Annotated in this window: 20 protein-coding genes; 11 read left to right on the top strand and 9 right to left on the bottom strand. The window is 73.2% G+C overall.

The genetic code is table 11. From position 1 onward, the window contains the following. Window positions 1-5: 5 nt before the first annotated feature. A complete protein-coding gene (locus tag K4B79_RS08555; RefSeq protein WP_232025701.1) occupies window positions 6-383 on the bottom strand; it encodes a luciferase domain-containing protein in 378 nt (125 codons plus the stop codon). A gap of 174 nt (window positions 384-557) precedes the next feature. Here K4B79_RS08555 and K4B79_RS08550 point away from each other — a divergent pair, with 174 nt between their 5' ends. Then, on the top strand, window positions 558-941 hold the full coding sequence (locus K4B79_RS08550) for a peptidase inhibitor family I36 protein (RefSeq protein ID WP_232025700.1): 384 nt from the start codon (window positions 558-560) through the stop codon (window positions 939-941). 100 nt (window positions 942-1,041) lie between these two features. Here K4B79_RS08550 and K4B79_RS08545 read toward each other — a convergent pair whose 3' ends face one another. Further along, on the bottom strand, window positions 1,042-2,469 hold the full coding sequence (locus K4B79_RS08545) for an alkaline phosphatase family protein (protein ID WP_232025699.1): 1,428 nt from the start codon (window positions 2,467-2,469) through the stop codon (window positions 1,042-1,044). A 267-nt stretch (window positions 2,470-2,736) separates the two neighbouring features. Beyond that, complete coding sequence (gene proP, locus K4B79_RS08540) at window positions 2,737-4,245, bottom strand: glycine betaine/L-proline transporter ProP (RefSeq protein WP_232025698.1); 1,509 nt, start codon at window positions 4,243-4,245, stop codon at window positions 2,737-2,739. A gap of 168 nt (window positions 4,246-4,413) precedes the next feature. On the opposite strand from proP, the gene K4B79_RS08535 reads away from it, so the two are divergent. The 3 genes from K4B79_RS08535 (at window position 4,414) to K4B79_RS08525 (ending at window position 11,425) form a co-directional block, all read left to right on the top strand. After that, the gene (locus K4B79_RS08535) at window positions 4,414-7,008 is read left to right on the top strand and encodes a SpoIIE family protein phosphatase (RefSeq protein WP_232025697.1); all 2,595 of its coding nucleotides are present in this window, start codon (window positions 4,414-4,416) and stop codon (window positions 7,006-7,008) included. A gap of 258 nt (window positions 7,009-7,266) precedes the next feature. After that, on the top strand, window positions 7,267-9,900 hold the full coding sequence (locus K4B79_RS08530) for a SpoIIE family protein phosphatase (protein ID WP_374208450.1): 2,634 nt from the start codon (window positions 7,267-7,269) through the stop codon (window positions 9,898-9,900). Between the two features lie 160 nt (window positions 9,901-10,060). Then, complete coding sequence (locus tag K4B79_RS08525) at window positions 10,061-11,425, top strand: FAD-dependent oxidoreductase (protein ID WP_232025695.1); 1,365 nt, start codon at window positions 10,061-10,063, stop codon at window positions 11,423-11,425. Between the two features lie 60 nt (window positions 11,426-11,485). Here K4B79_RS08525 and K4B79_RS08520 read toward each other — a convergent pair whose 3' ends face one another. Next, window positions 11,486-11,665: a hypothetical protein gene (locus K4B79_RS08520; RefSeq protein ID WP_232025694.1), complete on the bottom strand. Its 180-nt coding sequence runs from the start codon at window positions 11,663-11,665 to the stop codon at window positions 11,486-11,488. Between the two features lie 191 nt (window positions 11,666-11,856). Here K4B79_RS08520 and K4B79_RS08515 point away from each other — a divergent pair, with 191 nt between their 5' ends. After that, window positions 11,857-13,023 (top strand): FAD-dependent oxidoreductase, encoded by a 1,167-nt coding sequence (locus K4B79_RS08515; protein ID WP_232025693.1) that lies wholly within the window; start codon window positions 11,857-11,859, stop codon window positions 13,021-13,023. Between the two features lie 16 nt (window positions 13,024-13,039). On the opposite strand, the gene K4B79_RS08510 is transcribed toward K4B79_RS08515, so the two are convergent. Continuing rightward, complete coding sequence (locus K4B79_RS08510) at window positions 13,040-14,038, bottom strand: zinc-dependent alcohol dehydrogenase family protein (RefSeq protein WP_232025692.1); 999 nt, start codon at window positions 14,036-14,038, stop codon at window positions 13,040-13,042. A gap of 150 nt (window positions 14,039-14,188) precedes the next feature. Here K4B79_RS08510 and K4B79_RS08505 point away from each other — a divergent pair, with 150 nt between their 5' ends. Next, on the top strand, window positions 14,189-15,154 hold the full coding sequence (locus K4B79_RS08505; RefSeq protein WP_232025691.1) for a DUF1152 domain-containing protein: 966 nt from the start codon (window positions 14,189-14,191) through the stop codon (window positions 15,152-15,154). A gap of 19 nt (window positions 15,155-15,173) precedes the next feature. Here K4B79_RS08505 and K4B79_RS08500 read toward each other — a convergent pair whose 3' ends face one another. The 3 genes from K4B79_RS08500 to K4B79_RS08490 all read right to left on the bottom strand — a co-directional run bounded on the left by K4B79_RS08500 (window position 15,174) and on the right by K4B79_RS08490 (window position 17,624). Continuing rightward, a complete protein-coding gene (locus K4B79_RS08500; protein ID WP_232025690.1) occupies window positions 15,174-16,178 on the bottom strand; it encodes a hypothetical protein in 1,005 nt (334 codons plus the stop codon). After that, window positions 16,175-16,546, bottom strand: a complete 372-nt coding sequence (locus K4B79_RS08495; RefSeq protein ID WP_232026227.1) for a PadR family transcriptional regulator — start codon at window positions 16,544-16,546, stop codon at window positions 16,175-16,177. The genes K4B79_RS08500 and K4B79_RS08495 overlap by 4 nt, the downstream gene beginning before the upstream one ends. Window positions 16,547-16,829: 283 nt before the next feature. Next, complete coding sequence (locus K4B79_RS08490; protein WP_232025689.1) at window positions 16,830-17,624, bottom strand: SDR family NAD(P)-dependent oxidoreductase; 795 nt, start codon at window positions 17,622-17,624, stop codon at window positions 16,830-16,832. Between the two features lie 222 nt (window positions 17,625-17,846). Between K4B79_RS08490 and K4B79_RS08485 the strand changes: the two genes are divergently transcribed. The 5 genes from K4B79_RS08485 to K4B79_RS08465 all read left to right on the top strand — a co-directional run bounded on the left by K4B79_RS08485 (window position 17,847) and on the right by K4B79_RS08465 (window position 23,683). Further along, window positions 17,847-18,719 carry a hypothetical protein gene (locus tag K4B79_RS08485; protein WP_232025688.1) on the top strand — a complete coding sequence of 291 codons (873 nt, stop codon included), beginning with the start codon at window positions 17,847-17,849 and terminating at the stop codon, window positions 18,717-18,719. A 95-nt stretch (window positions 18,720-18,814) separates the two neighbouring features. After that, entirely contained in the window at window positions 18,815-19,909 is a 1,095-nt protein-coding gene (locus tag K4B79_RS08480) for a hypothetical protein (protein WP_232025687.1), read from the top strand. A gap of 79 nt (window positions 19,910-19,988) precedes the next feature. After that, window positions 19,989-20,546, top strand: a complete 558-nt coding sequence (locus K4B79_RS08475) for a (2Fe-2S)-binding protein (RefSeq protein ID WP_232025686.1) — start codon at window positions 19,989-19,991, stop codon at window positions 20,544-20,546. Further along, window positions 20,543-21,535: an FAD binding domain-containing protein gene (locus tag K4B79_RS08470; RefSeq protein WP_232025685.1), complete on the top strand. Its 993-nt coding sequence runs from the start codon at window positions 20,543-20,545 to the stop codon at window positions 21,533-21,535. The genes K4B79_RS08475 and K4B79_RS08470 overlap by 4 nt, the downstream gene beginning before the upstream one ends. 30 nt (window positions 21,536-21,565) lie before the next feature. Continuing rightward, complete coding sequence (locus tag K4B79_RS08465; RefSeq protein ID WP_232025684.1) at window positions 21,566-23,683, top strand: xanthine dehydrogenase family protein molybdopterin-binding subunit; 2,118 nt, start codon at window positions 21,566-21,568, stop codon at window positions 23,681-23,683. Between the two features lie 135 nt (window positions 23,684-23,818). On the opposite strand, the gene K4B79_RS08460 is transcribed toward K4B79_RS08465, so the two are convergent. Continuing rightward, window positions 23,819-24,895, bottom strand: a complete 1,077-nt coding sequence (locus K4B79_RS08460) for a hypothetical protein (protein ID WP_232025683.1) — start codon at window positions 24,893-24,895, stop codon at window positions 23,819-23,821. Between the last annotated feature and the right edge of the window lie 147 nt (window positions 24,896-25,042).

Raw genomic sequence — 25,042 nt, 5'->3', positions numbered from 1 at the left:
GACCGTCATCGCGCGATCGCCGCACCTCGGTGCTCGTTGCAGCGCACGGCCGGCACCGCCTCGCCGACCGTGCCGCCCTGGTGGGCCTTCAGGGCGACACTGACCAGCGTCATCAGCAGATCGATGTCCGACTCGCACTCCAGGCGGACGGTCACCCAGCCGGACGCGGGCACCAGGCGAATGGCGGTCGAGCCCTTCAGGTCACGACGCAGCCGATGGATCGCGGGAGCCGAGAGATGGACGTCGACCATCCGGTCGGAGTGGAAGTGCGCGATCTCGGCCCCGTCGGCACGCAGCGCACGCCCCGTACCGCAACTGGGCCGCGCCTCCACGAGGTCGGGCCAGTCCACCAGACGGGTCAGGGCCCGCACCGCTGTCGTCATGCCCTCATCATGGGGAGATCACCGCCCGGCCATCAAGGTTTGAGGGGAACTTAACCGTCTCGTAGCCTCCTGACATCTGTCAGGGACCGAACCCGTCGATCGGGCGCCAGGCTGGACCGTCTGGAGCGGCCGGCCGGCAACAGCCTCCCGGCGCTGTCCGAGACGGAGGAAACGGTGAAGACACGGTTGCGCAAGAAGGCGGGCCTGGGTGTGGCGGCCCTGCTGATGACGGCGGCCACGGGAGTGGCGTCGGCGCCGCCCGCGGCGGCCGCCCCGGAGGACTGTCCCAGGGGATACGTCTGCGTCTGGAACAACGACGTGGCGTGGGGACAGCCGACGTGGAAGTCCGAGGGGAACCTGTACAACCTGCACTCGGAGCACGGGATGGTCATCATCAACAACGGTGTGCGCTTCCCCGGAGCGGACCACATCCGGTTCAGCGTCACGGCCTACGGCGACAACATCACGGGGTGCCTGCACTACCCGAACGACCCGAACCGTGACAGCTTCCTGGGCCCGGTCACGCTGCACAGCGCGGTGTGGGGCGGCGAGTGCTGAGCTGACCGCCGTCGCGGTCCGGGCGTGGCGACCGCGGCGCCCCGGGTGGACGGGCCGGACCGGCCGGTGTCGGCGGCTCGATCCGGTCCTCCCGGGGGTGCTACACGTGCGGGCGGCGGCCCCGCTCCTGGCGCGGGAACCTCTGGTCGGCGCCCGGCAGCGTGGGCTTGGGCAGGGTGGCCACCTCCTCCTTGGCCTTCTGGAGCTGCTCGGCGGTGTCGTCGGGCAGCCGGGGCGGCCGCGGGCGAGTGCCGGCGAAGCGGAACGCCGAGCTGAAGTCCCCGAAGGTGTCCCGCCGCCAGTCGGTGATGTTGGGCTCCTCGACGCCGGTGAACCGCTCCAGGAAGCGGAGCGCGGAGGTGTGGTCGAAGGCCTCGGAGGCGACCCAGCCGCCCACCGTCCAGGGCGAGATGATGATCGCCGGGACCCGGAAGCCGCCGCCGATCGGCAGCCCCTGGATGAACTCACCGGGGGTTCCGGCGGGCGGGGTCGGCGGGGGCACGTGGTCGAACAGGCCGTCGTTCTCGTCGTAGTTGAGGATGAACGCGGTCTTGCGCCACACCTTCGGGTTGGAGGCGATGGCCTCGATCTTGGAGGCGACGAAGTCGGCGCCGGCCGCGGGCAGGTAGTCGGGGTGCTCCGACTGGTAGCTGGTCGGCATGATCCAGGACACCGCCGGCAGCCGGTCGCCCCGGGCGTCGTCCTCGAAGGTGCCCTCCGGCTGCGGACGCACACCGCGTTCGTACAGGTCGGAACCGGGCTTCGCGTCCTTGAAGGCCTGGAACTGCTCCAGCATGTTGCAGCCGTAGTCGTCGTCCTGCTGGTACACCTTCCAGCTGATCCCGGCCGCCTGGAGGCGTTCGGCGTACGTCGTCCAGCGGTACGGCGTCGGTGCGACGTTGCTGGTGATCGGGCCGCCGTGGGTGCCGTCCGGGTCGATGCTCGCGGTCATCCACATCAGGCGGTTGGGCCAGGTGGGCCCGAACACCGAGCAGAAGTAGTTGTCGCAGATGGTGAAGGTCTCGGCGAGGGCGAACTGGAACGGGATGTCCTCGCGCGTGTAGTAGCCCATGACGTACGGGCCGTTGACGCCGTCCGCCTTGCGGTGGGCCGGCAGCCAGCGGTCCATCCTCCCGCCGTTCCAGGCCTCGTGCTGCACCGACCAGGCGTGGCTGGTGGACGGTATCGCCTGGGCGCTGGAGGTACGGGTGTCGAGGTGGAAGGGCAGCAGGTAGCCCTTGGGGTTCTCGGCGTCGGGCTGGTAGAAGACCGAGCGCCCGGTGTCGAGTTTCAGCGCACGGGGGTCGGCGAAGCCGCGGACGCCCGACAGGGTGCCGAAGTAGTGGTCGAACGACCGGTTCTCCTGCATCAGCAGGACGACGTGCTCGATGTCGCGCAGCGAACCGTGCCGGGGCGGCTCGGCGGCGACGGCCTTCTGCACGCTCGGCGGGAGGAGCGAGAGCGCCGCGGCGCCGCCCAGCGCGCCGGCGGCCGAACCCAGAAGTCTACGGCGGGTCAACTCAGCCATGAATGCCCCTTGTTGAGCAGACGGAGAGGAGGAGGTGCGCCGGTCCCGTGAGTGCGGGAGACCGGCCGCCGATCACTCTCCGCCCGGCTCGGGGCAGGACATCAGGGGCAAGTGGTGAACGTGTGGCCAACGAGCCGCATGGAGTTGGCCAAGCCATGACCGGGGCCACCCCGGCGTCGCCGGGGCGTTGCCTCGCCGTAGGAAAACATGCTCGTTACACACATGCCGCCGCGGGCGGGTGCGTGGCCGCCTGCGGCGAGCGGTGTGTCAGAAGCGGGGCGCCGGCGCCCGGCTCTCCACCAGGTCGGCCGCCTCCTCGGGGGTCGCCACGGAGGGCGGTGAACCCGCCAGCGGCTTGCGGGCCGTCTCCTTCATGCAGGCCACGGCGATCGCGCCGATCAGGGCCGCCCCCATGGCGTAGAACGCGGGCATCAGGTCGCTGCCCGTGGCGGAGATCAGCGCGGTGACCACCAAGGGGGTCGTGCCGCCGAACAGGGAGGTGGAGAAGTTGTAGCCGATGGACATGGCGCCGTAGCGCACCTGAGTGGGGAAGAGGGCGGGCAGGGCCGCGGACATCGTGCTGACCATGCACACCAGCGACAGACCGAGGATCAGCATCCCGCTCGACACGGCCACCAGGGACCCCTGCTCGACCAGCAGGAACGCGGGAACCGACAGCAGGAGGAAGCCGAGCATCCCGGCCATCAGCACCGGCCTGCGGCCCACCCGGTCGGAGAGCCGCCCCACCTGGTTGATGACCAGCATCATCACGACCATGGTGGCGATGAGGAGCAGCAGCCCGTGCGCGTCGGAGTAGCCCATCTCCTCGGAGAGATAGGTCGGCATGTACGAAAGGATCATGTAGACGCTGACGTTGTAGCCGCCGACCAGGCAGATGCACAGGATCAGCATCCGCCACTGGTCCCGGAAGACGGCCGCCAGGTCGCCCTTGGTCGTCGTCTCCACGGCGGACGCGACGTCGGAGGCCCGGTGCAGGGACTCGTCCTCCAGCTTCTGGAAGGCCGGGGTCTCGTCCAGCCGCAGCCGCAGATACAGGCCGACCAGTCCGATGGGACCCGCGATCAGGAAGGGCACCCGCCAGCCCCAGGACTCCATGCCCGCGCTCCCCAGCACCGCGGTCATGGACGTCACCAGGCCGGCCGCGCCGACGTATCCGGCGAGCGTGCCCAGTTCCAGGAAGCTGCCGAAGTAGCCGCGTCGCCGGTCCGGGGCGTACTCGGCGATGAAGGTGGAGGCGCCGCCGTACTCACCGCCGGTGGAGAAGCCCTGGACCATGCGGAACAGGACCAGCAGGACCGGGGCCCAGAAGCCGATCGCCGCGTAGGACGGGATCAGGCCGATGGCGAAGGTGCCGGCCGCCATCATGATCATGGTGGTGGCCAGGACCTTCTTGCGGCCGATCCGGTCCCCCATGGGTCCGAAGACCATGCCGCCGAGCGGCCGGACCAGGAAGGAGACCGCGAAGGTCGCGAAGGACGACAGCAGTTGGACGGTGTCGTTCCCGGACGGGAAGAAGACATGGCCGAGGGTGACGGCGAGATAGCTGTAGATGCCGAAGTCGAACCACTCCATGGCGTTGCCCAGCGAGGCCGCCTTCACGGCCCGCTTGACCGCCGCCTCGTCCGTGACCGTGATGTCCGTCCGCCGCAGGGGCGGGTTCCGGCGCCGGCGCACGGCCCTGAACAGGGTGCGGTGACGCTTGACCGCCTCCGGGTCTGCAGCGATCTCCAGGGGGTCGGGCTCGCCCGCCGCCATTACGTGCTCCTTTCCACCAGGCACAAGGTCCAGGGGATCGGCTGCTCGGTCGCGGCGTCCGCAAACGCGCTCCGGCGGGCGGGTCCGCGCGGATGCGCACCGGGGGGCGTGTGGCGCATGCTGGCTGTGTCGTCGCCCGTGTGACGGCGCACGGACGAGGTAGGGCCGATGACTGGGAGCGCCGAGGACACGCAACCCACGCCCGGACGGCTGGCGGCACTGCTGATCGACGCCTCCACGGAGGCGGTCAGCGCGACCGGCGGCCACGCGGGAGGGGTCTACCTGCGCTGCCGCACCCCCGGAGTGCTGCGGCTGGCCGTGCTCGCCGGACTGCCCGGGCCCCTGTTCCGCCCCTGGTGGCGGCTGCACGTGGACCGTCCCTTCCCGGTCGCGGACGCCTACCGGCTGGGTGTGCAGGTGGTCCTGCCGAACGCCACGGAGACCATGCGCCGCTATCCCCAGTTCGCGGCCGGTCTGCCCTTCCAGTTCGGCTCGCTCTACATCCCGGTCGGGGCGGGCTCGGCCCCCTTCGGCGTCCTCACCGTGCTGCGGCCCTCCGTCGCGGACGCGGCCGAGGTGCTGACCGTCCGCGACCGCATGGCACGGGTGGCCCAGGACCTGGGGGCCGCCCTGCGGGGCCTGGAGGACGGTGCCGAGGCCGTCGCCTGGGACGACGACCCGCTGTGCGTGCGGCCCGCGGCCACCCGTCCGCCCGTGGAGCGCCTCGGGCGCTTCGCCTGGGACCCGGCCACGGAGACGGTGACCGCCGACGAGGCCCTGCACCTGCTGCTGGGCGTGCCGCCCGACGGCTTCCCCGGAACCGTGGAGGAGTTCGCGCGGACCGTGGCGCCCACCGAACCGCATCTCCTGCTGGCGGCGCTGCGCGGCGCGTCCGTGGGCCGACCGCCGCACCTGCCGCTGTATCTGCGCGGGCCGGAGGGGGCGTTGCGGCTGGTGGACCTGTGGAGCGCCGAGGAGGCGGGCGACCTGTCGGGCATGTGGACGAGCGTGGGCCCGGTGAAGGGCATCGTCCTCGATCCGGGGCCGGCCGCGGTGGCGGACGCGGCCGCCGACCTGCTGCCGGAGGGCGTGTTCTGCCTGGACCGCGCCGGACTGGTCGTCTACGCCAATCCGCGCGCCGCGCACCTGCTGCGCCGCGAGCGGATCGAGCTGCTCGGCCGTCCCCTGTGGGAGACCGTGCCGTGGATCGGCCGGCCGGACGTGGAGGACCATCTGCGCGGTGCGCTGCTGGCACCGGACCCGGTGCACTTCCACGTCTCCAGACCGCCGGCACACACATCGGCGCCGCAGCCGCCGCAGCCGCCGGAGCCGTCGGAGGGCGACTGGCTGTCCTTCGCCGTACACCCCGGCCCGGACCGGCTGACCTGCGTGATCCACCCCGCGGCCCGCATGTCGGACACCGCCCCCGCCGACCTGGCGCCCGGACACGTCGCCGAGGTCCCGCCGGTGGCCACGGACCCGGCGGCCCAGGCCGGCCCGGAAGCCGGTCCTGGCACGGCGTCCGGTCTCGTCCCGCCGGCGCCCTTGTACCGTCCGATCGTCCTCGCCATCGCCCTGACCGAGGCGGTCACCGCCCGCCAGGTCGCGGCGGTCGTCATGCGCGAGGTGCTGCCCGCCTTCGGCGGCCGCCGGCTCGCCATCTACCTGCTGCAGGACCGGCATCTGTACCTGGCCTGGGAGTCCGGCTTCCCGCCGGGCTTCCTCGCCCCGTTCGAGGGCGTGGGCCTGGACGTCCATCTGCCCGGCGTCGAGACGCTGACCACCGGCCGCCCGCTGTTCTTCGACTCGATGCAGCAGCTGACGGACGCCTATCCCGGCATCCCGCTGGACGCGACCGAGGGCGCCCGCGCCTTCCTGCCCCTGATCGCCTCCGGCCGGCCGGTCGGTTCCTGCATCCTGGGCTTCGACCGCCGGCGCAGCTTCAGCACCGAGGAACGCACCGTCCTCACCGCGCTCGCCGGTCTGATCGCCCACGCCATGGAGAAGGCGCAGCGCTACGAGACCGAGGCCGCCCTGGCCCGCGGGCTCCAGCAGGCGCTGCTGCCCCGGCGGCTGTCGGCGCATCCGCGGGTGGAGACCGTGGGCCGCTATCTGCCGGGCACCCAGGGCATGGACATCGGCGGTGACTGGTACGACGTGGTGGAGGCCGGGGACGGTCTGGCGCTGGTCATCGGGGACGTGCAGGGGCACGGGGTGCAGGCGGCGGCGACCATGGGGCAGGTGCGCAGCGTGGTCCGGGCGTTCGCGCTGGGCGACCGGCCGCCGGACGAGGTCATGAGCGGCACCAACCACCTCCTCATCGACCTCGATCCCGGACTCTTCGCGAGCTGCTGCTACATCCGCCTCGACCCCGCGACCGGGCTCGCCCGGGTGGCCCGGGCCGGGCATCCGCCGCCGCTGCTGCGCCGCCCGGACGGCCGCACCCAGGTCCTGGACCTGCCCGGCGGGGTGGTGCTCGGGGTGGACCCGCGGGCCCGCTATCCGGTGTCGGAGCTGCGGATGGAGACCGGCGCCGTCCTCGCGCTGTACACGGACGGTCTGGTCGAGGTGCCCGGCGGCGACATCGACGACGGCATCGGGGCGCTGCGGGTGGCGCTGGCGAAGGCCGGTGGCCCCGCGGCCCGTCCGGGCGGCCGTTCGCTGGCCGCGATGGCCGACCGGCTGACCGCGGCGGCCCGGCACGCCCTGGACCGCCCCGACGACATCGCCCTCCTGCTCGCCGCCCGCCGTGACGCGCGCTGACGCCGAGGGCCGGAAGATGCCACAACACGCCTTCTGTCAACGGGAGGTCACTTTGTCACGCCATGTGACGCCCCTCGCCTCCTGGGGGCCCGGCAGTGTAGACATAAGCACATGGTCCGACTCTTGGGGCGATCCTGGACCCGGTCGACCCGCCGTCCCGGCGGTCCGCGCGCACCCCACACGCCGGACCGCGCTCAGGGCGCGCTCGGGCAGCCGGGGCGACCGCTCTCCGAGGGCCCGCCCGCCGGGCGGCGGGACATGACGGCGGGACTGCGGGCGGCGCTCAGCGGGCGCAGCGTGGCCGGTCAGGTCTTCGTCCTGCAAGTGGTGGTCGTGCTGCTGCTGGTCGTGGCCGCGGTCGCCGCGCTGGTGCTCCAGGCCCGCCGCGACAGCACCACGGAGGCACGCAACCGCTCGGTGGCGGTGGCCGAGTCCTTCGCCAACGCGCCCGGCACCCGTGAGGCCCTGCGCGCCCCCGACCCGACGGCGGTGCTGCAACCCCGCGCCGAGGCGGCCCGCCGGGCGACCGGCGTGGACTTCATCGTCGTGATGAACACCGACGGCGTCCGCTACACCCACCCCAAGACCGACCGCATCGGCCGGAAGTTCGTCGGCACCCTGGCTCCGGCGCAGGCCGGACGGGTCGTGACCGAGGAGGTCGACGGGACCATCGGGCGGCTGGTGCAGGCCGTGGTGCCGATCAAGGCGGACGACGGCACGGTCGTGGGCCTGGTGTCGGCGGGGATCACCACCGAGAACGTCGGCGGCGCCGCCAACCGGCAGATGCCGCTGGTCCTGATCGCCGCCGCGGCCGGTCTCGCGCTGGCCACGGCGGGCACCGCGCTGGTCAGCAGGCGGCTGCTGCGCCAGACGCACGGCCTGGGCCCGCACGAGATGACCCGCATGTACGAGCACCACGACGCGGTGCTGCACTCCGTCCGGGAGGGTGTGCTCATCGTCGGCGACACGGGCACGCTGCTGCTCGCCAACGACGAGGCGCACCGGCTGCTCGACCTGCCGGACGACGCCGAGGGACGGCAGGTGGAGGCCCTGGGGCTGCCGCCCGACACGGCCGGCCTGCTGGCCTCCGGGCGGGTCGCCACCGACGAGGTGCACCTCGTCAAGGACCGGCTCCTCGCGGTCAACCAGCGCACCACCGACAGCCGGGGCGGCCCGCCCGGCACCGTCGCCACCCTGCGCGACTCCACCGAGCTGCGCGCCCTGTCCGGCCGCGCCGAGGCGGCCCGCGAGCGTCTCAACATGCTCTACGACGCCGGCGTGGCCATCGGGACCAGCCTGGACGTCACCCGCACCGCCGAGGAGCTGGCCGAGCTGGCGGTGCCCCGGTTCGCCGACTTCGCGACCGTCGACCTCTTCGACGCCGTGCTCGGCGGCGGAGAGCCGGAGGCTGCCCGCGCCCTGAGCCGCACGGCACTGAGCGGGATCCGCAAGGACGCCCCGCTGTATCCGGTGGGCGAGCAGATCCGGCTCGTGGAGTCCTCACCCCAGGCGCGCAGTCTCAGCGGCGGGGCGGCCGTCGTCGAGCCGCGGCTGAGCGAGGCCCCGGGCTGGCAGGCGCAGGACCTGGAGCGCTCGGCCCAGGTGGTGGCGTACGGCATCCACTCGCTGATCGCGGTGCCGCTCCGGGCGGGCAGCCTGGTGCTGGGCGTGGTGAGCTTCTGGCGGTCCGAGAAGCCCGAGCCGTTCGACCGGGAGGAGCTGGCCCTCGCCGAGGAACTGGTCGCCCGGGCCGCCGTGTCCATCGACAACGCGCGGCGCTACACCCGTGAGCACGGCATGGCGGTGACGCTCCAGCGCAGTCTGCTGCCGCGCAGGCTGCCCGAGCAGAACGCCCTGGAGATCGCCTACCGGTACCTGCCCGCGCAGGCCGGCGTGGGCGGCGACTGGTTCGACGTCCTGCCGCTGTCCGGCACCCGGGTGGCACTGGTGGTGGGGGACGTCGTCGGCCACGGTCTGTACGCGGCGGCCACGATGGGGCGGCTGCGCACGGCCGTGCACAACTTCTCGGCGCTGGACCTCCCGCCGGACGAACTGCTCGCGCTCCTGGACGAGTTGGTCTCCCGGATCGACCAGGACGAGGCGGAGGAGGAGGCGAGCGCCCCGGTCACCGGGGCGACCTGCCTGTACGCCGTCTACGACCCGGTGGCCCGGCGGTGCACGATCGCCCGCGCGGGCCATCCGCCGCCGGCGCTGATCCATCCCGACGGCCGGGTGGAGTTCCCGGACGTGCCGGCCGGTCCCCCGCTGGGCCTCGGCGGGCTGCCGTTCGAGACCCTCGACCTCGACCTGGCGGAGGGCAGTCGGCTGGTGCTCTACACGGACGGGCTCGTCGAGGACCGGGAGCACGACATCGACGTGGGCCTCGACCAACTGCGCGACGCCCTGGAACGGGCCGGGAGTTCGCCCGAGGACACCTGCCGGGTCGTCCTCGACTCGCGACTGCCCGCCAAGCCCAGCGACGACATCGCCCTGATCGTGGCGCGCACGCGGGCGCTGGCCGCCGACCGGATCGCCGAATGGCAGGTGCCCTCCGACCCGGCGGCGGTCGGGGAGGTACGTGCCTCGGTGACGCGCCGGCTGGCCCGGTGGGGCCTCGACGAGCTCACGTTCACCACGGAGTTGATCCTGAGCGAGCTCGTCACCAACGCGATCCGCTACGGCGGCGGTTCCATCCACGTCCGTGTGCTGTACGACCGCACCCTGGTCTGCGAGGTCTTCGACAGCAGCAACACCTCGCCCCATCTGCGGTACGCGGCCATGACGGACGAGGGCGGACGCGGTCTGTTCCTGGTCGCGCAGCTCACGGAGCGCTGGGGCACCCGGTACACACCCGCGGGCAAGGTGATCTGGGCGGAGCAGAACCTGCCGTAGGGCCGGACCGCTGGTCAGCGGGAGGGGGTAAGATCCATGCGGCGCTTCGTCATAAAGTGACCTTATGAGCTCATAGATCGGACCCGCGTACCGACTTAGGCTTGCCTTAGTTTAGGCTTCCCGTCGAGTCGATCTATCACCGCTCGAAGGGAACCTGATCATGCCCCGCCCCCTGCGGGTAGCAATCGTCGGAGCCGGCCCCGCCGGCATCTACGCCGCCGACGCCCTGCTCAAGTCCGACGTGGCCGCCGAACCCGGTGTGTCCATCGACCTCTTCGAGCGGATGCCGGCCCCGTTCGGCCTGATCCGTTACGGTGTCGCCCCCGACCATCCCCGCATCAAGGGCATCATCACGGCCCTCCACCAGGTGCTCGACAAACCGCAGATCCGTCTGTTCGGCAACGTCGACTACCCGAGCGACCTGAACCTGGACGACCTGCGCGCGTTCTACGACGCGGTGATCTTCTCGACGGGCGCGACGGCCGACCGTGAGCTCGCCATACCCGGTATCGAGCTGGACGGTTCGTACGGCGCCGCCGACTTCGTCTCCTGGTACGACGGCCACCCGGACGTGCCGCGCAGCTGGCCGCTGGAGGCCGAGAAGGTCGCCGTGCTCGGCGTCGGGAACGTGGCGCTGGACGTGGCGCGCATCCTCGCCAAGACCGCGGACGAGCTGCTGCCGACGGAGATCCCGCCGAACGTCTACGACGGCCTGAAGGCCAACAAGGCGCTGGAAGTCCATGTGTTCGGCCGTCGTGGCCCGGCGCAGGCGAAGTTCTCCCCGATGGAGCTGCGGGAGCTGGACCACTCCCCCAACATCGAGGTCATCGTCGACCCCGAGGACATCGACTACGACGAGGGCTCGATCGAGACCCGGCGCGGCAACAAGCAGGCCGACATGGTCGCCAAGACCCTGGAGAACTGGGCGATCCGCGATGTCGGCGACCGCCCGCACAAGCTCTTCCTGCACTTCTTCGAGTCGCCGTCCGAGATCCTCGGCGAGGACGGCAAGGTCGTCGGCCTGCGCACCGAGCGCACCGCCCTCGACGGCACCGGCAACGTCAAGGGCACCGGCGAGTTCAAGGACTGGGACGTCACGGCCGTCTACCGCGCCGTCGGCTACCTCTCCGACAAACTCCCCAAGCTGCCCTGGGACATCGAGACGGGCACCGTCCCGGACGAGGGCGGCCGGGTCATCCAGGAGAGCGGCGAGCACCTGCGGTCGACGTATGTCACCGGCTGGATCCGGCGCGGCCCGGTGGGCCTGATCGGCCACACCAAGGGCGACGCCAACGAGACGGTGTCCAACCTGCTGGCCGACTTCGCCGACGGCCGTCTCCAGACGCCGGATTCGCCCGAGCCCGAGGCCGTGGACGCGTTCCTCGCCGAGCGCGAGATCCGCTTCACCACCTGGGAGGGCTGGTACAAGCTGGACGCCGCCGAGAAGGCGCTGGGCGAGCCGCAGGGCCGCGAGCGCGTGAAGCTCGTCGAGCGCGAGGACATGCTCCGCGAGAGCGGCGCCTGAACCGTATGGCAAAGCCGGGCCCCGCAGCAGAAGCTGCGGGGCCCGGCTTTGCCATACGGCTCACAGGCAGGAGCGCACCAGCCACTCGTCCGGGTTGTAGGTGTCCCTGGCGGGGTCGGGCACGGTGGCCGGCCGCTCCTCGACGGTGTCCTCAAGGCGGATCCGATCCGGCAACGCACCGAACCGCGCCCGCCGCTCGGCCTCGGCCACGTCGGAAACGTGCCTCTTCTCTTCGGTCATCCCGGTCTCCTCTCAGACGCCGTGCCGACGATACTGACAGCCTCGTCGTCACCAGTCAAGGCAGTGACGCCTATGGGTGGTAGACGCACGGCGAGAGCGGTCCGGGCGCCGCGGAACTCGGGGCGCCGTCGGGGCGTTTCTCCCGTGCGGGCATGAGCGCGCGGGGTGGGCACGGGCAAGCGGGGGTGGGCGTGGCACGCATTCTTGTCATCGGTGGCGGGATCGCCGGCTCGGCGACGGCGATGGCCGTACGGAAGGCGGGCTTCGACGTCGTCGTGCACGAGGCGCATCCCGACTCGGCCGAGGACCTGGGCGCGTTCCTCACCCTCGCGAGCAACGGCATGCGCGCCCTGGCGCAGCTCGACGCCTCCGCGGCGGTGACCGCACTGGGCTTCCCGCTGACGTCGATGCGCGTTCTCGACGGCACCGGCGAGCAGTTGGCCCAGGCACCCCTCGGCGAGTCGGCCGACCCGCTCCTGCGGTACCGCTGCCTGCGCCGCGGCGACCTGAACTCCGCCCTCCAGGCCGAGGCCGCCCGCAGGGGCATCGAGATCCGGCACGGCGCCCGGCTCGTCTCCGTGGAGAGCGGCCCCGCGGGCGTCACCGCCCGCTTCGCCGACGGCGGCACCGCGACCGCGGACCTGCTCATCGGCGCCGACGGCCTCGGCTCCACGGTCCGGGGCACGATCGCCTCCGAGGCTCAGCCGGTCTACGCGGGCCAGCGGGTGTTCTACGGCTACACGCGCACCGCACCCGTGCCCTCGTCCCCCTCCGAGGAGGACGCGCGGATCACCATGGTGCGGGGCAGCGCGGCCGCCTTCGGCCACGCGGTGTCGCCCGACGGGGAGACGTACTGGTTCGCCCGCGTGTCGGCCGACCCGCTGTCCGCCGACGAGATCGCGCACGGTACGCCGGGGACGTGGCGCGACCTGCTCCTGCCGCTGCTGCGCAAGGACACCACCCCGGCCGCCGACATCGTCGAGGCCACCACCGGGACGTTTCTGGTCACGAACGCCACCGAGATCCCCGTCGGCACCCCGTGGCGCTCGGGACGGACCCTGATCCTCGGCGACGCGGCGCACGCGGCCTCCCCCGCCACCGGGCAGGGCGCGTCGATGGCCCTGGAGGACGCCGTGATCCTCGCCAAGTCCCTGCGCGACGCACCGGACATGGACGCGGCCCTCTCCCACTACGAGGCGCTGCGCCGCCCGCGCGTCGAGTACAACATCACCGTGAGCGGCAACATCTCCCGCGGCGTTCCCACACCGCCGTCGACGGCACCGGCCGCCGCACGGCCCGGGGAGGCCGAGCTCGCGCGGCACCTGGAGTGGGAGGCGGACATCTGGGCCGCCGGGTGACGGGCCCGCGGGTCTGTCAGTGCTCGACGACCGCCACGACCTTGCCCACTTGGGCTCCCGCCTCCAGATAGCGGTGGGCCTCCACGATCTCGTGCAGGCCGAAGACCCGGTCCACCGAGGCGGTGAAGGCTCCGCTGCTCAAGCCGGAGGTGACGAAGGCCTCGGCCCGGCGCAGGCGCCGCGGATCCCGGGTCGTCTCGTGGAGCGTGTAGGTCCGCATGTTCAGCGCGGGCATCCCGAGATCGAAGCCCGGGTAGGGCGTCACCGCGCCGCTGAGTGCGCCGTAGACGAAAAGCGTGCCGCCGGGTGCGACCACCTTGGCGAGGTCCAGGACGCCCGGTCCGGCCACGGCGTCGAAGACGAACTCCGCGCCACGGCCCCCGGTCGCGTCGAGCACGCGCTCCACGACCCCCTCCTCCTCGGTGACGATCACCTCGGCCGCCCCGGCCTTCAGCAGCGCGTCCCGCTTGGCACGGCTGCGCGTGGTGGCGATCGGGACGGCCCCCGCCCTCCGGGCCACCTGGATGCCGGCCAGTCCCACGCCGCTGGAGGCGGCGGTCAGCACGACCGTGTCCCCGGCCCGCATCCCGCCGACCTCGACCAGCGCGCCGTACGCCGTCACGAAGGGCATCCACACCGCCGCGCCCTCGATCGCGTCGAGTCCGTCGGGGCGGTGCAGCACCGCGGCGGCGGGGACGATCGCGCGCTCGGCGTAGACGCCGTAGTCGTTCATCGAGAACGCGGGCACGACGCTGACCGGTTGGCCGGTCCGGAAGCCCGTCACGCCCGCGCCGACCGCCTCCACCACGCCCGCCGCCTCGGTGCCGAGCCGGGCCGGGAACTCCCTGACCGGTTCGATGTACCGACCGCCGCGGAAGAGGACTTCGGCCCGGTTGAGCCCGATCGCGTCCACCCGGATCAGCAACTCGCCGGGGCCGGGCCCACCGACGTCCACCTCCTCCAGGCGCAGCACCTCAGGGCCGCCGACCTCGTGGAAACGCACCGTTGCGACCATGCGGATCTCCCCCATCCGTCAGGTGGCGACGGTGACCGCACGCCACCGCCGCGCCCCACTCAAGCCGATAGTACGAAGACTGTCAAACTTCACGGCTATCGTACTTACTTCGGCCGGACCCACGATCCGCCGCCCTGTTACCGTCCCTCGGTGTTCACCCTCCAAGAGCCCCCGTTCTTCTCCCGGTTGCGGGACGCCCACCGGGTCCTCATCGCCGGCGCGGGCGGCGGTTTCGACGTGTACGCCGGGCTGCCGCTGGCCCTCGCCCTGCGATCGGCCGGCAAGGACGTCCATCTCGCCAACCTCTCCTTCGCCGACCTGTACGGCCTGGACACCGACGTGTGGCTGGACCACGACGTGGCGGCGATCCGCCCGGACACCGCGGCCCGCGGCGACTACTTCCCCGAGCGCACGCTGGCCCGGTGGCTGGCCGAGCAGGACCTGCCGTCCACCGTCTACGCCTTCCCGCAGACGGGGGTTCGGCCGTTGCGGGCCGCCTACCGCGCCCTGGTGGACCATCTGGGCGGCGTCGACGCGATCGTGCTGGTGGACGGCGGCACCGACATCCTGATGCGCGGCGACGAGCACGGGCTCGGCACTCCGGAGGAGGACATGGCCAGCCTGGCCGCCGTGACCGGGCTGGAGGGGATACCCCAGCGCCTGGTGGCGTCCCTGGGCTTCGGCGTGGACGCCTATCACGGCGTCAACCACGCGCTGGTCCTGGAGAACCTGGCCGCGCTGGAGCGGGACGGCGCCTACCTCGGCGCGTTCTCCCTGCCGCCCGGCAGCCGCGAGGGGGCCCTCTACCTGGACGCGGTGGCCCACGCCCAGCGGACCACTCCGGACCGTCCGAGCATCGTCAACGGCTCCATCGCCGCCGCCGTACGCGGCGACTTCGGCGACGTCCGCTTCACCGAACGGACCAAGGGAAGCGAGTTGTTCGTCAACCCGCTCATGGCCCTGTACTTCTGCGTGGACGCCACCGGCCTGGCCCGCCGCAACCTCTATCTCGACCGCCTGGAGAACACCGCGCTGATGCGTCAGATCAGCTCGGTCGTCGCGGAGTTCCGCGACGAGTTGGGCCGGCAGCGTCCGCCGCGCGCCTATCCGCACTGAGGACGGCGCGCGGCGGCGCTCAGCGTGCCGCCGCCAGATCCCGGCCGCCCACCACGGCCAGCACGGCGACCAGCAGGGAGAGGACACCCGCCTGGACGAGGGCACCGCCGAGGACGAGGGCGGGGACGGGTGTGCCGAGCCACGGGTACAGGGCGGCCACGCGCACCGTGAGGAGCAGCAGGCCCAGCGCGGCCAGGGCGATCGCGCCGCAGGCGGTGCCGCGGTCGTCGCGGCGGGCGCGCCACAGCAGCCAGCCCAGGGCTCCGACCGCGAAGCAGGTGGCCGGTGCCCACACCGTGTCGGCGGCGAGGGGCAGCAGGACGACGGAGGCGCCCATCACCACGGAGCAGGCGGCGAAGGCGAGCCCGGGCGTACCGACCGGCAGCGACGCCGGCGGGGCGTCGCGGTGGTGGGCGGCGCACAGGGTGAGGGCGGTGAGCCAGGCGAACAGCGCGGTCGTGGTGGTGAACGCGGTCGACGGCGGGAACCACGTGCTGACCAGCGGAGCGAGGAACGGCCAGAGCGTGGGCAGCGCGGCGAGCAGCGCGGCCGCCCGGGCGAGACGCAGCCGGCCGTGCAGGAGGGCGAAGTAGGCGGCCGTCCACAGCAGGGGCAGCGTCCAGACGGTGATCTCCACGACCGCGAGAGCCGGTCCCCGCACGGTGAAGCCCGAGAGGTACATGTCCCACTGCGCCGGGCCGTGGGTCGTCGCCCAGGTCAGTCCCAGGACGCGGTCGACGACCGCGGAGGCCGCCTGGAGCAGGACGGCGAAGAGCGCGAAGAGCCGGACGGCCGCGCCGAGCCGGTCGTAGGGGCGGGGCGCGCCGGCGGCCCCCAGTCGGGTGCGCAGGGCGAGGGCGGCGATGCTGGCCACCTCGCCGAGCGTGGGCCGGCTCTGGTCCTGTGTCTCGCGGTCGACGTCCCACAGGTAGATCTCGACCATCTCCTCCTCCCGTTCCCGCCGGTAGTAGGCGGGGAGCAGGCGGAGCACCATGCGGTAGCGCGATTCGAGCAGCGTCGTCATGCGAGACCTCCCGCGAGTCCGGGGCCCGTGGCGGGCGGGGTGACGGGGCGCTCGGGAGCGCGGCGGCCCTCGGCGATCCGCCGCTGCGCGGCGCTGGCGCCGGCCGCCATGCGCTCGGCCTCGGCGGTGAGGGCGCGCATTCCGTCGTCGGTGAGGCGGTAGTAGCGCCGCAGCCGCCCCTGCTGCACCTCCTCGCGGTCCAGCACGATCAGCGCGTCCGCGGTGAGCCGGTCCAGCACGCCGTACAGCGTGCCGACCCGCAGCCGCACCTCGCCGCCGGACAGGTCCTCGACCTCGCGCAGGATCCCGTACCCGTGCCGTGGCTGGTCGGCCAGGGCGGTCAGGACGAAGAACGTCGCCTGGGTCATGCTCTTCGATGCCATGCACTCAGAATATATCGTCCGCCGATATATTCAACTCGGCCACACCGGCTGTCATCCGTACGGGTCGCGCACCCGTCGGGCGAACAGGGCCCGCCCCAATGCGGATGGTGGGCGGGCCCTGCTCGGTGAGCCATTGTGCGGATCCCGTCGCCGTCGGGACAGGAGTGAACACCTGCGGCACGGAGCGACTCCCGCGCACCCCGGGTGCACACCGCGCGCCCCGTGTGCGCGGTGCGGACGGTCTACCGCAGGATCCGAGCGGAGAGCCCTACGGCAGGATCGAGTCGATGTACCCCCCGTCCACGCGCACCGCCCCGCCCGTCGTGGCCGACGCCTGTTCCGAACTGAGGTAGACCACGAGGTTGGCGATCTCCTCCGGCTCGATCAGGCGCTGGAGCAGTGACTGGGGGCGGTGCTCGCGCATGAAGACGCGCTGTGCCTCGTCCCAGGGCAGGTCGCGGTCGACGAGTTCGCGGACGAAGTCCTCGACGCCGCCGGTGCGGGTGGGCCCGGCGATCACGGAGTTGACGGTGACACCGCTGCCCGCCGCCTCCTTGGCGAAGCCGCGGCCGACCGCGAGGAGGGCGGTCTTCGTCATGCCGTAGTGGATCATCTCGGCCGGGACGACGACGGCCGAGTCGCTGGCGATGTACAGGACCCGGCCCCAGCCCCGCTCCCTCATCCGGGGCAGATGGGCGCGGGTCAGCCGGACGGCGGCCAGCACGTTGATCTCGAAGTAGCGGCGCCATTCGTCGTCGCTGATCTCCAGTGCGGGCCGGGCGCCGAAGATACCGAGGTTGTTGACCAGGACATCGACGTCGGGCAGCGTGGCGAGGGCCCCGGCCGCCCCCTCCTCGGTGCCGAGATCCGCCGCGACGGCCACGAACTCCCCGTCGGGCACCTCGTCCCGCAGCGCCTCGACGCTCTTGGCGAGGCCGTCGGCGTCCCGTCCGTTGACCGCGACGCGTGCCCCGGCGCGGGCGAGCCCGGCGGCGATCGCCGCTCCGATGCCCTGCGAGGAACCCGTCACCAGGGCCGTCCGGCCGGTGAGATCGACGTGCATGAGATCACTCCCTGTCGCGAACCGGGATGGGTCGCCGTAGCTCCTGCCCACGATGGCCGACGACGCACACGAGGGCACGTGAGGGCATGCGGAGCAGCGGCCGCGCGGGGCGAGCGGGTTCACGCGTGGCTGAAACAGGGCGCATGGCGGCCCGCCGGAAGGGCAACCCGGCACCGGAACCTGTCAACCCATTGCCTCCCGACCGGAGAGGGTGTGTGCGCGGTGTCGAGGACACGCTGGGGAAGTGCCGTCGCCGTGGTGGTGCTGGTCTCGGGTACGGCGGCCGGCTGCGGCGGCTCGGACGAGGGCGCCGCGCCGGCGGGCCGCTCGGCGAGCGGGTCGGACCCGGCCGACGCGACGCGGGCCGTGCGCTCGGCGTACGACAGGACCGTGGCCGCGGACACGGCGAAACTGACCGTCTCCAGCAAGGCCGTCGCCGGCGGGCAGAGCGTCACCGCCCAGGGCCGGGGCACGGTGGACCTCGCCCGGGGCGACAGCCGGGTCACGCTCACCTCGCAGGGCAGCCGCCTCGAACAGCGCCTGGTGGACGGGATCGTCTACCAGAAGCCGCCCGCCTCCCAGCGCGGCCCGCTGCCCGAGGGCAGGACCTGGACGAAGATCGACCCCGCCCGCCTCCAGGGCTCCGCGTCCCGGGGCACGCAGGTCAGCGACCCGGTCGAGCCCTTCACCTACCTCAAGGACGTCGACTCCGGCAAGGTCCGCGAGGTCGGCACCCAGACCCTGAACGGCACCCGGACCACCCACTACCGCGTCGACGTCGACGTGGCGGCCCTGGCGCGCGGCGACCGGGCGCGCGCGGAGGCGCTGCGCAAGCAGCTGGGCACGTCCTCGGTCCCGCTGCACCTGTGGCTGGACGACCGGGGCCGCCTGCGGCAGGAAACGGTCACGCTCACCCTGCGGCCGCTGCGGGACAGCACCCCGACGGACCGTGCGGAGACCCGGGTGACGAGTACGACGACCCTGCGCTTCGACGACTTCGGCACCCCGGTGGACGTGACGCCGCCGCCCGCCGCGCAGACCGCGGACATGACCGACAGGCTCGCGGGGGCGACGACGTCGCCGCAGGCGGGCTGAGTGTCGGCGGGACGTCCGCGGGACCCCGGGTGATCGTCGGCGGCGACCGGCGGCGATACTGGTACGGCACGTGCCCCCGCACTCCAGATGGACTCATGCCGACCTCCCCCACCGCCCGTCCCGCCTCCTCCCCCACGGTGTGGCCGGCCCGCGGCCGCCACCTCGGAGCCGACCCGCAGGACCTGATCCGGCAACGCCTGCGGGAACTCGGGGACGGCGGCACCATCGACGACCATCAGGAGCCGACCGGGACCGACAGCGCGCCCGGGTCGGTCTTCGAGGCCCGCTGGCGGGCCCCCGGGGACGTCACCGTCCGCGCCAGGCTCACGCTGCCGTCCGACGCGCGCGAGGGGCAGGCATGGGTCCTGGTCGCCGAGGCCGAGAGCCCGTGGGACCAGCGGTGGCCCTCCCCCGCCACCAGGTTCTGGCCCGAGGCGCCGGACGCCGGCTGGGACCACGACGACGCCACCGGCCTGAGCCTGCGGGACGTCAACCGCCTGCCCGCCGACGACAAGGCCGTACGGCGGTTGTTCCGGGAGGCCGTGCGCGACAGCTGGAACATCCATCTCGTGGTGCACGAGGCGATGACCCCGGACGCGCGCGGTCTGAAGTCGCTGAACCCGCTGCTGCCCGAGAGCCTGCGGCACCGGGTGGTCGAGCACCGCGCCTCACCCCAGCAGCTGCGCGCTGTGAACTGGGCGCTGCGCGAAATCGGCGTCCAGGTGCCGCGCGGCGGCGCCGTGATCCTGCCCCGGCGGGCCGCCTCCGACGACGACTTCTCCGTACGCAGTGTCTTCCTCGACGGCTCCGAGCCCACCGAGCTGATCGACACGCTGACCCGGTACGCCGTGTCCGGGCCGGCGCTGCCGGACGGCGCCGACGACGCCGTCACCGCGCTGCGGGAGCAGTGGCAGCTGCTGACGACGGAGGAGGAACTCGACCGCGAGCGCCGGCTCGTCGCGATGTACGCCGAGGCCCTCGACGCCATGACCAGGTCCCGGGACCTGTACCGGGAGGCGGCCGAGCGGGCCCACGAGGCGCTGGCCGCGTACCGCGAGTCCGCGCCCGCCGCCCCCGAACCGCCGCGGCCTCCCTCCGAGCGGCCCGCCTCCCCGCTCCAGCAGTTGACCCGCACACTGGAACGCCTCAAGGGCAACGGCAGGAACCGGCCGCCGCACGGTCCCTCCTAGGGCACTCGTATGTGTGAGCCGCCGCGGTGTGGATACGCGGTTGCGACGGCACCGGTCCGTCCCGGAAGGCACGTACGACATGGGCAGTCACGAAGACCGCGACGGCGACACCGCACCCCGTCGGTACTCGGACACGACACTGCGGGTCAACGGCAAGCCGCACACACTGAGCGTCGACCACCGGCGCGTCCTGCTGGACGTCCTGCGCGAGGATCTCGATCTGTGGGGCGCCAAGAAGGGCTGTGACCACGGCCAGTGCGGCGCCTGCACGGTCCTGGTGGACGGGCGCCGGCTCAACAGCTGTCTGCTGCTGGCGGTGGCGCTGGACGGCTGCGAGGTGACGACCGTCGAGGGGCTCGCGGGTGACGGGGAGGAGCTGCATCCGCTCCAACGGGCCTTCCTGGACCGCGACGCCTTCCAGTGCGGGTACTGCACCCCGGGCCAGATCTGTTCGGCGCTCGGCGCGATCACCGAGGCCGCGGCGGGCCACCCCTCGCGCGTCACCGACCCGGCCGCGCCCTCGGGCGAGCCCGTGCGGCTGGACAAGGGCGAGATCCGGGAGCGGCTCAGCGGCAACCTCTGCCGGTGCGGCGCCTATCCGCGCATCGTCGAGGCGGTCGAGGACGTGATCCCGTGAGGACCTTCGACTATGTCCGGGCCACCAGCGTGACGGAGGCCGCCGACGCGCTCGCCACCCGGCCCGGGGCCCGCTGCCTCGGCGGCGGCACCAACCTGGTCGACCTGATGAAGCTCGGCGTCGAACGGCCCGCCACCCTGGTCGACGTCAGCAGGCTGCCCCTGGACACGATCGAGGAGCTGCCCGACGGCTCGCTGCGGGTCGGCGCGACGGTCCGCAACAGCGACCTCGCCGCCCATCCCGCCGTCCGGTACCGCTGGCCCGCGCTGTCACAGGCGCTCCTGGCGGGCGCCTCGGGCCAGCTGCGCAACGCCGCCACCACCGGCGGCAACCTGCTGCAACGCACCCGCTGCCCCTACTTCCAGGACGTGACCAAGCCCTGCAACAAACGGGAACCGGGCAGCGGTTGCGGCGCCCGCGACGGCGTCCACCGCGACCACGCCGTGCTGGGGCACTCCGCGCACTGCATCGCCACCCACCCGTCCGACATGGCGGTGGCCCTGTCCGCCCTCGACGCGCGCGTGGAGCTCTACGGCGCGCAGGGCGCCCGGAGCGTCGCGGCGGCCGAGTTCCACCGGCTGCCCGGGGACCGGCCGGAGCAGGACACCGTGATCGGGCCCGGTGAGATCGTCACCGGCGTGCTGCTCCCGGCCGCCACGGCGGGAGTGCCGTCCGCCTACCGCAAGGCCCGGGACCGGGCGTCGTACGCCTTCGCCCTGGCCTCCGTGGCCGCCGTGGTGCGGGTGGGCGACGGGGTGGTCACCCGGGCCGGGATCGCCTTCGGCGCGGTGGCGCACCGGCCCTGGCGGGCCCGCCGTGCCGAGGAGGCCCTGATCGGCGCGGCCCCGACCGAGGCCGCCTTCGAGCACGCCGTCGACCTCGAGCTGTCCGCCGCGCAGCCCCTGCGGGACAACGCCTACAAGGTGCCCCTGGCCCGCGCTCTCGCCGTGGACGTCCTGACCCGGCTCACCGCCGCCGCCCGGACCTGAACCCCGCGTCCACCCCGAGGAGGACACCTCATGGCCAGCGTCCCGACCGTCCTGGGCGCTCCCGCCGAACGCCGGGAGGGGCTGGAGAAGGTCACCGGCACCGCCCGCTACGCCGCCGAGCAGCCCCGCCCCGGCCGCCTGTTCGCCCGGCCCGTGCCCGCCGCGATCGCCCGCGGCCGGGTCACCGGTGTCGAGACGGCGGCCGCACTGGCCGTGCCCGGCGTGCGGGCCGTGCTCACCCACGAGAACGCGCCGCGCCTCGTGGAGCCGGACGACGCCACGCTCGCCGTGCTCCAGGACGCGCGGGTCCCGCACCGCGGCTGGTTCGTGGCCCTGGTGGTGGCCGACACCGCGGAGGCGGCCCGGGCCGGCGCCGCCGCCGTCCGTGTCGCCTACGACGCGGAGGACCACGACGTCACCCTCACCGCCGCGCACCCCGCCTCCTACGTCCCCGAGGAGGTGGGCGGCGGGTATCCGGCCCGCGCCGAACACGGTGAGCCCGAGGAGGTGTTCGGTTCCTCGGCCGTGCGGGTCGACGTCGCCTACCGGGTGCCGCCGCTGCACAACCATCCGATGGAGCCGCACGCGAGCACGGCGCACTGGGACGGTGAGCGGCTGACCGTCCACACCTCCAGCCAGGGGTCGACGGTCGTACGCGCCACGCTGGCCCAGCTGTTCGGACTGCCCGAGGAGCGGATCACGGTCGTCGCCGAGCACGTCGGCGGCGGTTTCGGGTCCAAGGGCACGCCCCGCCCGGACGTGGTGCTCGCCGTGATGGCCACCCGGCACACCGGCCGGCCCGTCACCGTCGCCCTCCCCCGGCGGATGCTGCCCGCCGTCGTCGGACACCGGGCGCCCACGCTGCACCGGATCCGGCTCGGCGCGGCACCCGACGGCAGCCTCACGTCCGTCCTGCACGAGGTCACCACGCACACCTCGCGCGTCAAGGAGTTCGTGGAGCAGGCCGCGATGCCAGCGCGCGTCATGTACGCCGCACCCCACAGCCGCACCCTCCACCGCGTCGTACCGCTCGACGTGCCCTCGCCGTCCTGGATGCGCGCGCCGGGCGAGGCCCCGGGCATGTACGCGCTGGAGTCGGCGATGGACGAGCTCGCCGGTGAACTCGGCATCGACCCCGTGGAGCTGCGGGTCCTCAACGAACCGGACCGCGAACCCGACAGCGGCAAGCCGTTCAGTAGCAGGCACCTGGTGGAGTGTCTGCGCGAGGGTGCCCGGCGCTTCGGGTGGTCACGGCGCGATCCCCGGCCGGGCTCCCACCGGGAGGGCCCGCTGCTGGTGGGCTCGGGGGTGGCCGCCGCCACCTACCCCGTGCAGGTGTCGCCGTCGACCGCCGAGGCCCGCGCCCTGCCCGACGGGGGCTTCCTGGTCCGCGTCAACGCCACGGACATCGGCACGGGCGCCCGCACGGTACTGGCCCAGGTCGCGGCCGACGCGCTCGGCGCGCCTCTGGACCGGGTCCGGATCGAGGTGGGCAGCAGCGACCTGCCGTCGGCCCCGCTGGCGGGCGGCTCCTCGGGCACCGCCTCCTGGGGCTGGTCGGTCCACGAGGCCTGCACGCGGCTGACGGAACGCCTCGCCGTACACGCCGGGCCACTGCCCGGGGACGGCATCTCGGCCCATGCCGACACCACCGGCACGGCCGACACCGACAGTCCCTGGGCGCGGCACGCGTTCGGCGCGCACTTCGCCGAGGTGGCCGTCGACACGGTCACCGGCGAGGTCCGGGTGCGGCGGCTGCTGGGTGTCTACGCCGCCGGGCACATCCTCAACGCCCGTACCGCGCGCTCGCAGTTCGTCGGCGCGATGACGATGGGGCTCGGTATGGCGCTGACCGAGGGCAGCACCATGGACGCGGCGTTCGGCGACTTCACGGAGGCGGACCTCGCCGCCTACCACGTGCCCGCCCACGCCGACGTCCCCGAGATCGAGGCGCACTGGATCGACGAGCACGATCCGCACCTCAACCCGATGGGCAGCAAGGGCATCGGCGAGATCGGCATCGTCGGGACCCCGGCCGCGATCGGCAACGCCGTCCACCACGCCACCGGCTCCCGCCTCCGCGAACTCCCCCTCACCCCGGACCGGGTACTGACGGCACTGCGGGAGGGGCGGACGCGAGGCCGTTAGCCGGGGAGGCGGGTCCGGGAGAAACAGGTCCTGGTCATACGTCTGCCGCTCCCCCGTCACCCCACGCGCCTCGCCCCGGACCGCGTACCAATCACACACGGGCCGGGGCGAGAATGCGAGGTGGATGCGGCCGGGTCACTCCGCCGGGGCCCGGCCCGCCTCCGCCATCGGCTGTACGGCGGCCTGCCGTGGTGGCTGCCAGGTCAGGCGGGCGAAGAGGGCCGTCAGCGCTGCCAGGGCGGCGCACACGGCGACCGCGCCGGCGATCCAGGCCGGGGCGAGGGCGAGATCCAGGGCCCGGGCAAGTCCGGCCGAGTGGAGCAGCCTGCCCTCGAACAACTGGCCCGCGGCCAGCGCCGCCGGTACCAGGACCGCGGCCGCGAGCGTCGGCACGGTCGACCGTACGGCCAGCACGAGCGCCAGCACGACGCACAGGACGGACACCCCGAGCGCGAATCCGTAGACCCGGACGGACACGCCGTCCCGGTGCAGCGGGAAGCTGAGCACCCCGCACACGAGGAGGGCCAGGACGGCGAGCCGGGCGGGCCGGAAGGGCTGTCGTCCCGGCCCTCTGGGCGACCGGTAGCGCGGGGCCGCGGCGGAGCGGCCCGCCGGACCCGCGGCGTGCGCCGGCACCGCGCCCATCGGGAAGGTGCCGTCGGCGGCACCCGGGTGGGCCGGGGCGTCCTGGGGCGGTGGGGGGAAGCCCGGCGGTGTCATGAGTGCTTGGCGTTCCTCGGCCAACCGTCCGATCAGGTCGACCAGTTCCTCCACGGGACGGCCCGCGGCGGCGGCCCGCACGGCCTCTTCGCCGCAGTGGGGTTCCAGGGGTGTCCGGTGGAGCAGCGAGAGCAGCCGGGTCACCTCTTCGAGGGGGCGGGACTCGGCCGCCGCGCGGATCGCCTCGTCCGCGCTGGCCACGTCACGTGGTGGCCTGGTCAGCAGGACGACGAGCTTGGTGACGTCCTCCACGGACCGGTTCACGCCCACCGCGCGCAGCGCGGCGACCGTGGCCTCCGCGTACTCCGGTGAGCGTTCCAGCAGGGTGATGAGGTGGGCGATGTCATCCAGCGGCCGGTCCGCCACGGCGGCACGCACGAGTTCGCCGACCGGATCGCCGCGCCCGGATTCCGCCCGGTCGGTGAGATCGGCCGGTTCGGGGACGGGTATGGCCGTTTCGTTCGAGGGTGCTGTTGAAGGGCCGGTGGTCATGCTCAGCTCCAGGGTTGAGTGCGGTCGCCGACGGCGCCCCCCGACGCGCGACACGCGACGTTACGTGGACCATTCCTAGGCGCCTCCGGTGCGGCGTGCCACTCGGGTGACCCAGGTGTATGAGTGGGGTGTTCCGCCGGAGTGACG

This window comes from Streptomyces lincolnensis, assembly GCF_021173675.1.
In the GTDB taxonomy this organism is placed as follows: Bacteria; Actinomycetota; Actinomycetes; order Streptomycetales; family Streptomycetaceae; genus Streptomyces; species Streptomyces lincolnensis_B.
Note: the sequence above shows the minus strand (reverse complement) of the source record. Positions and strands in the feature narration are given on the sequence as shown.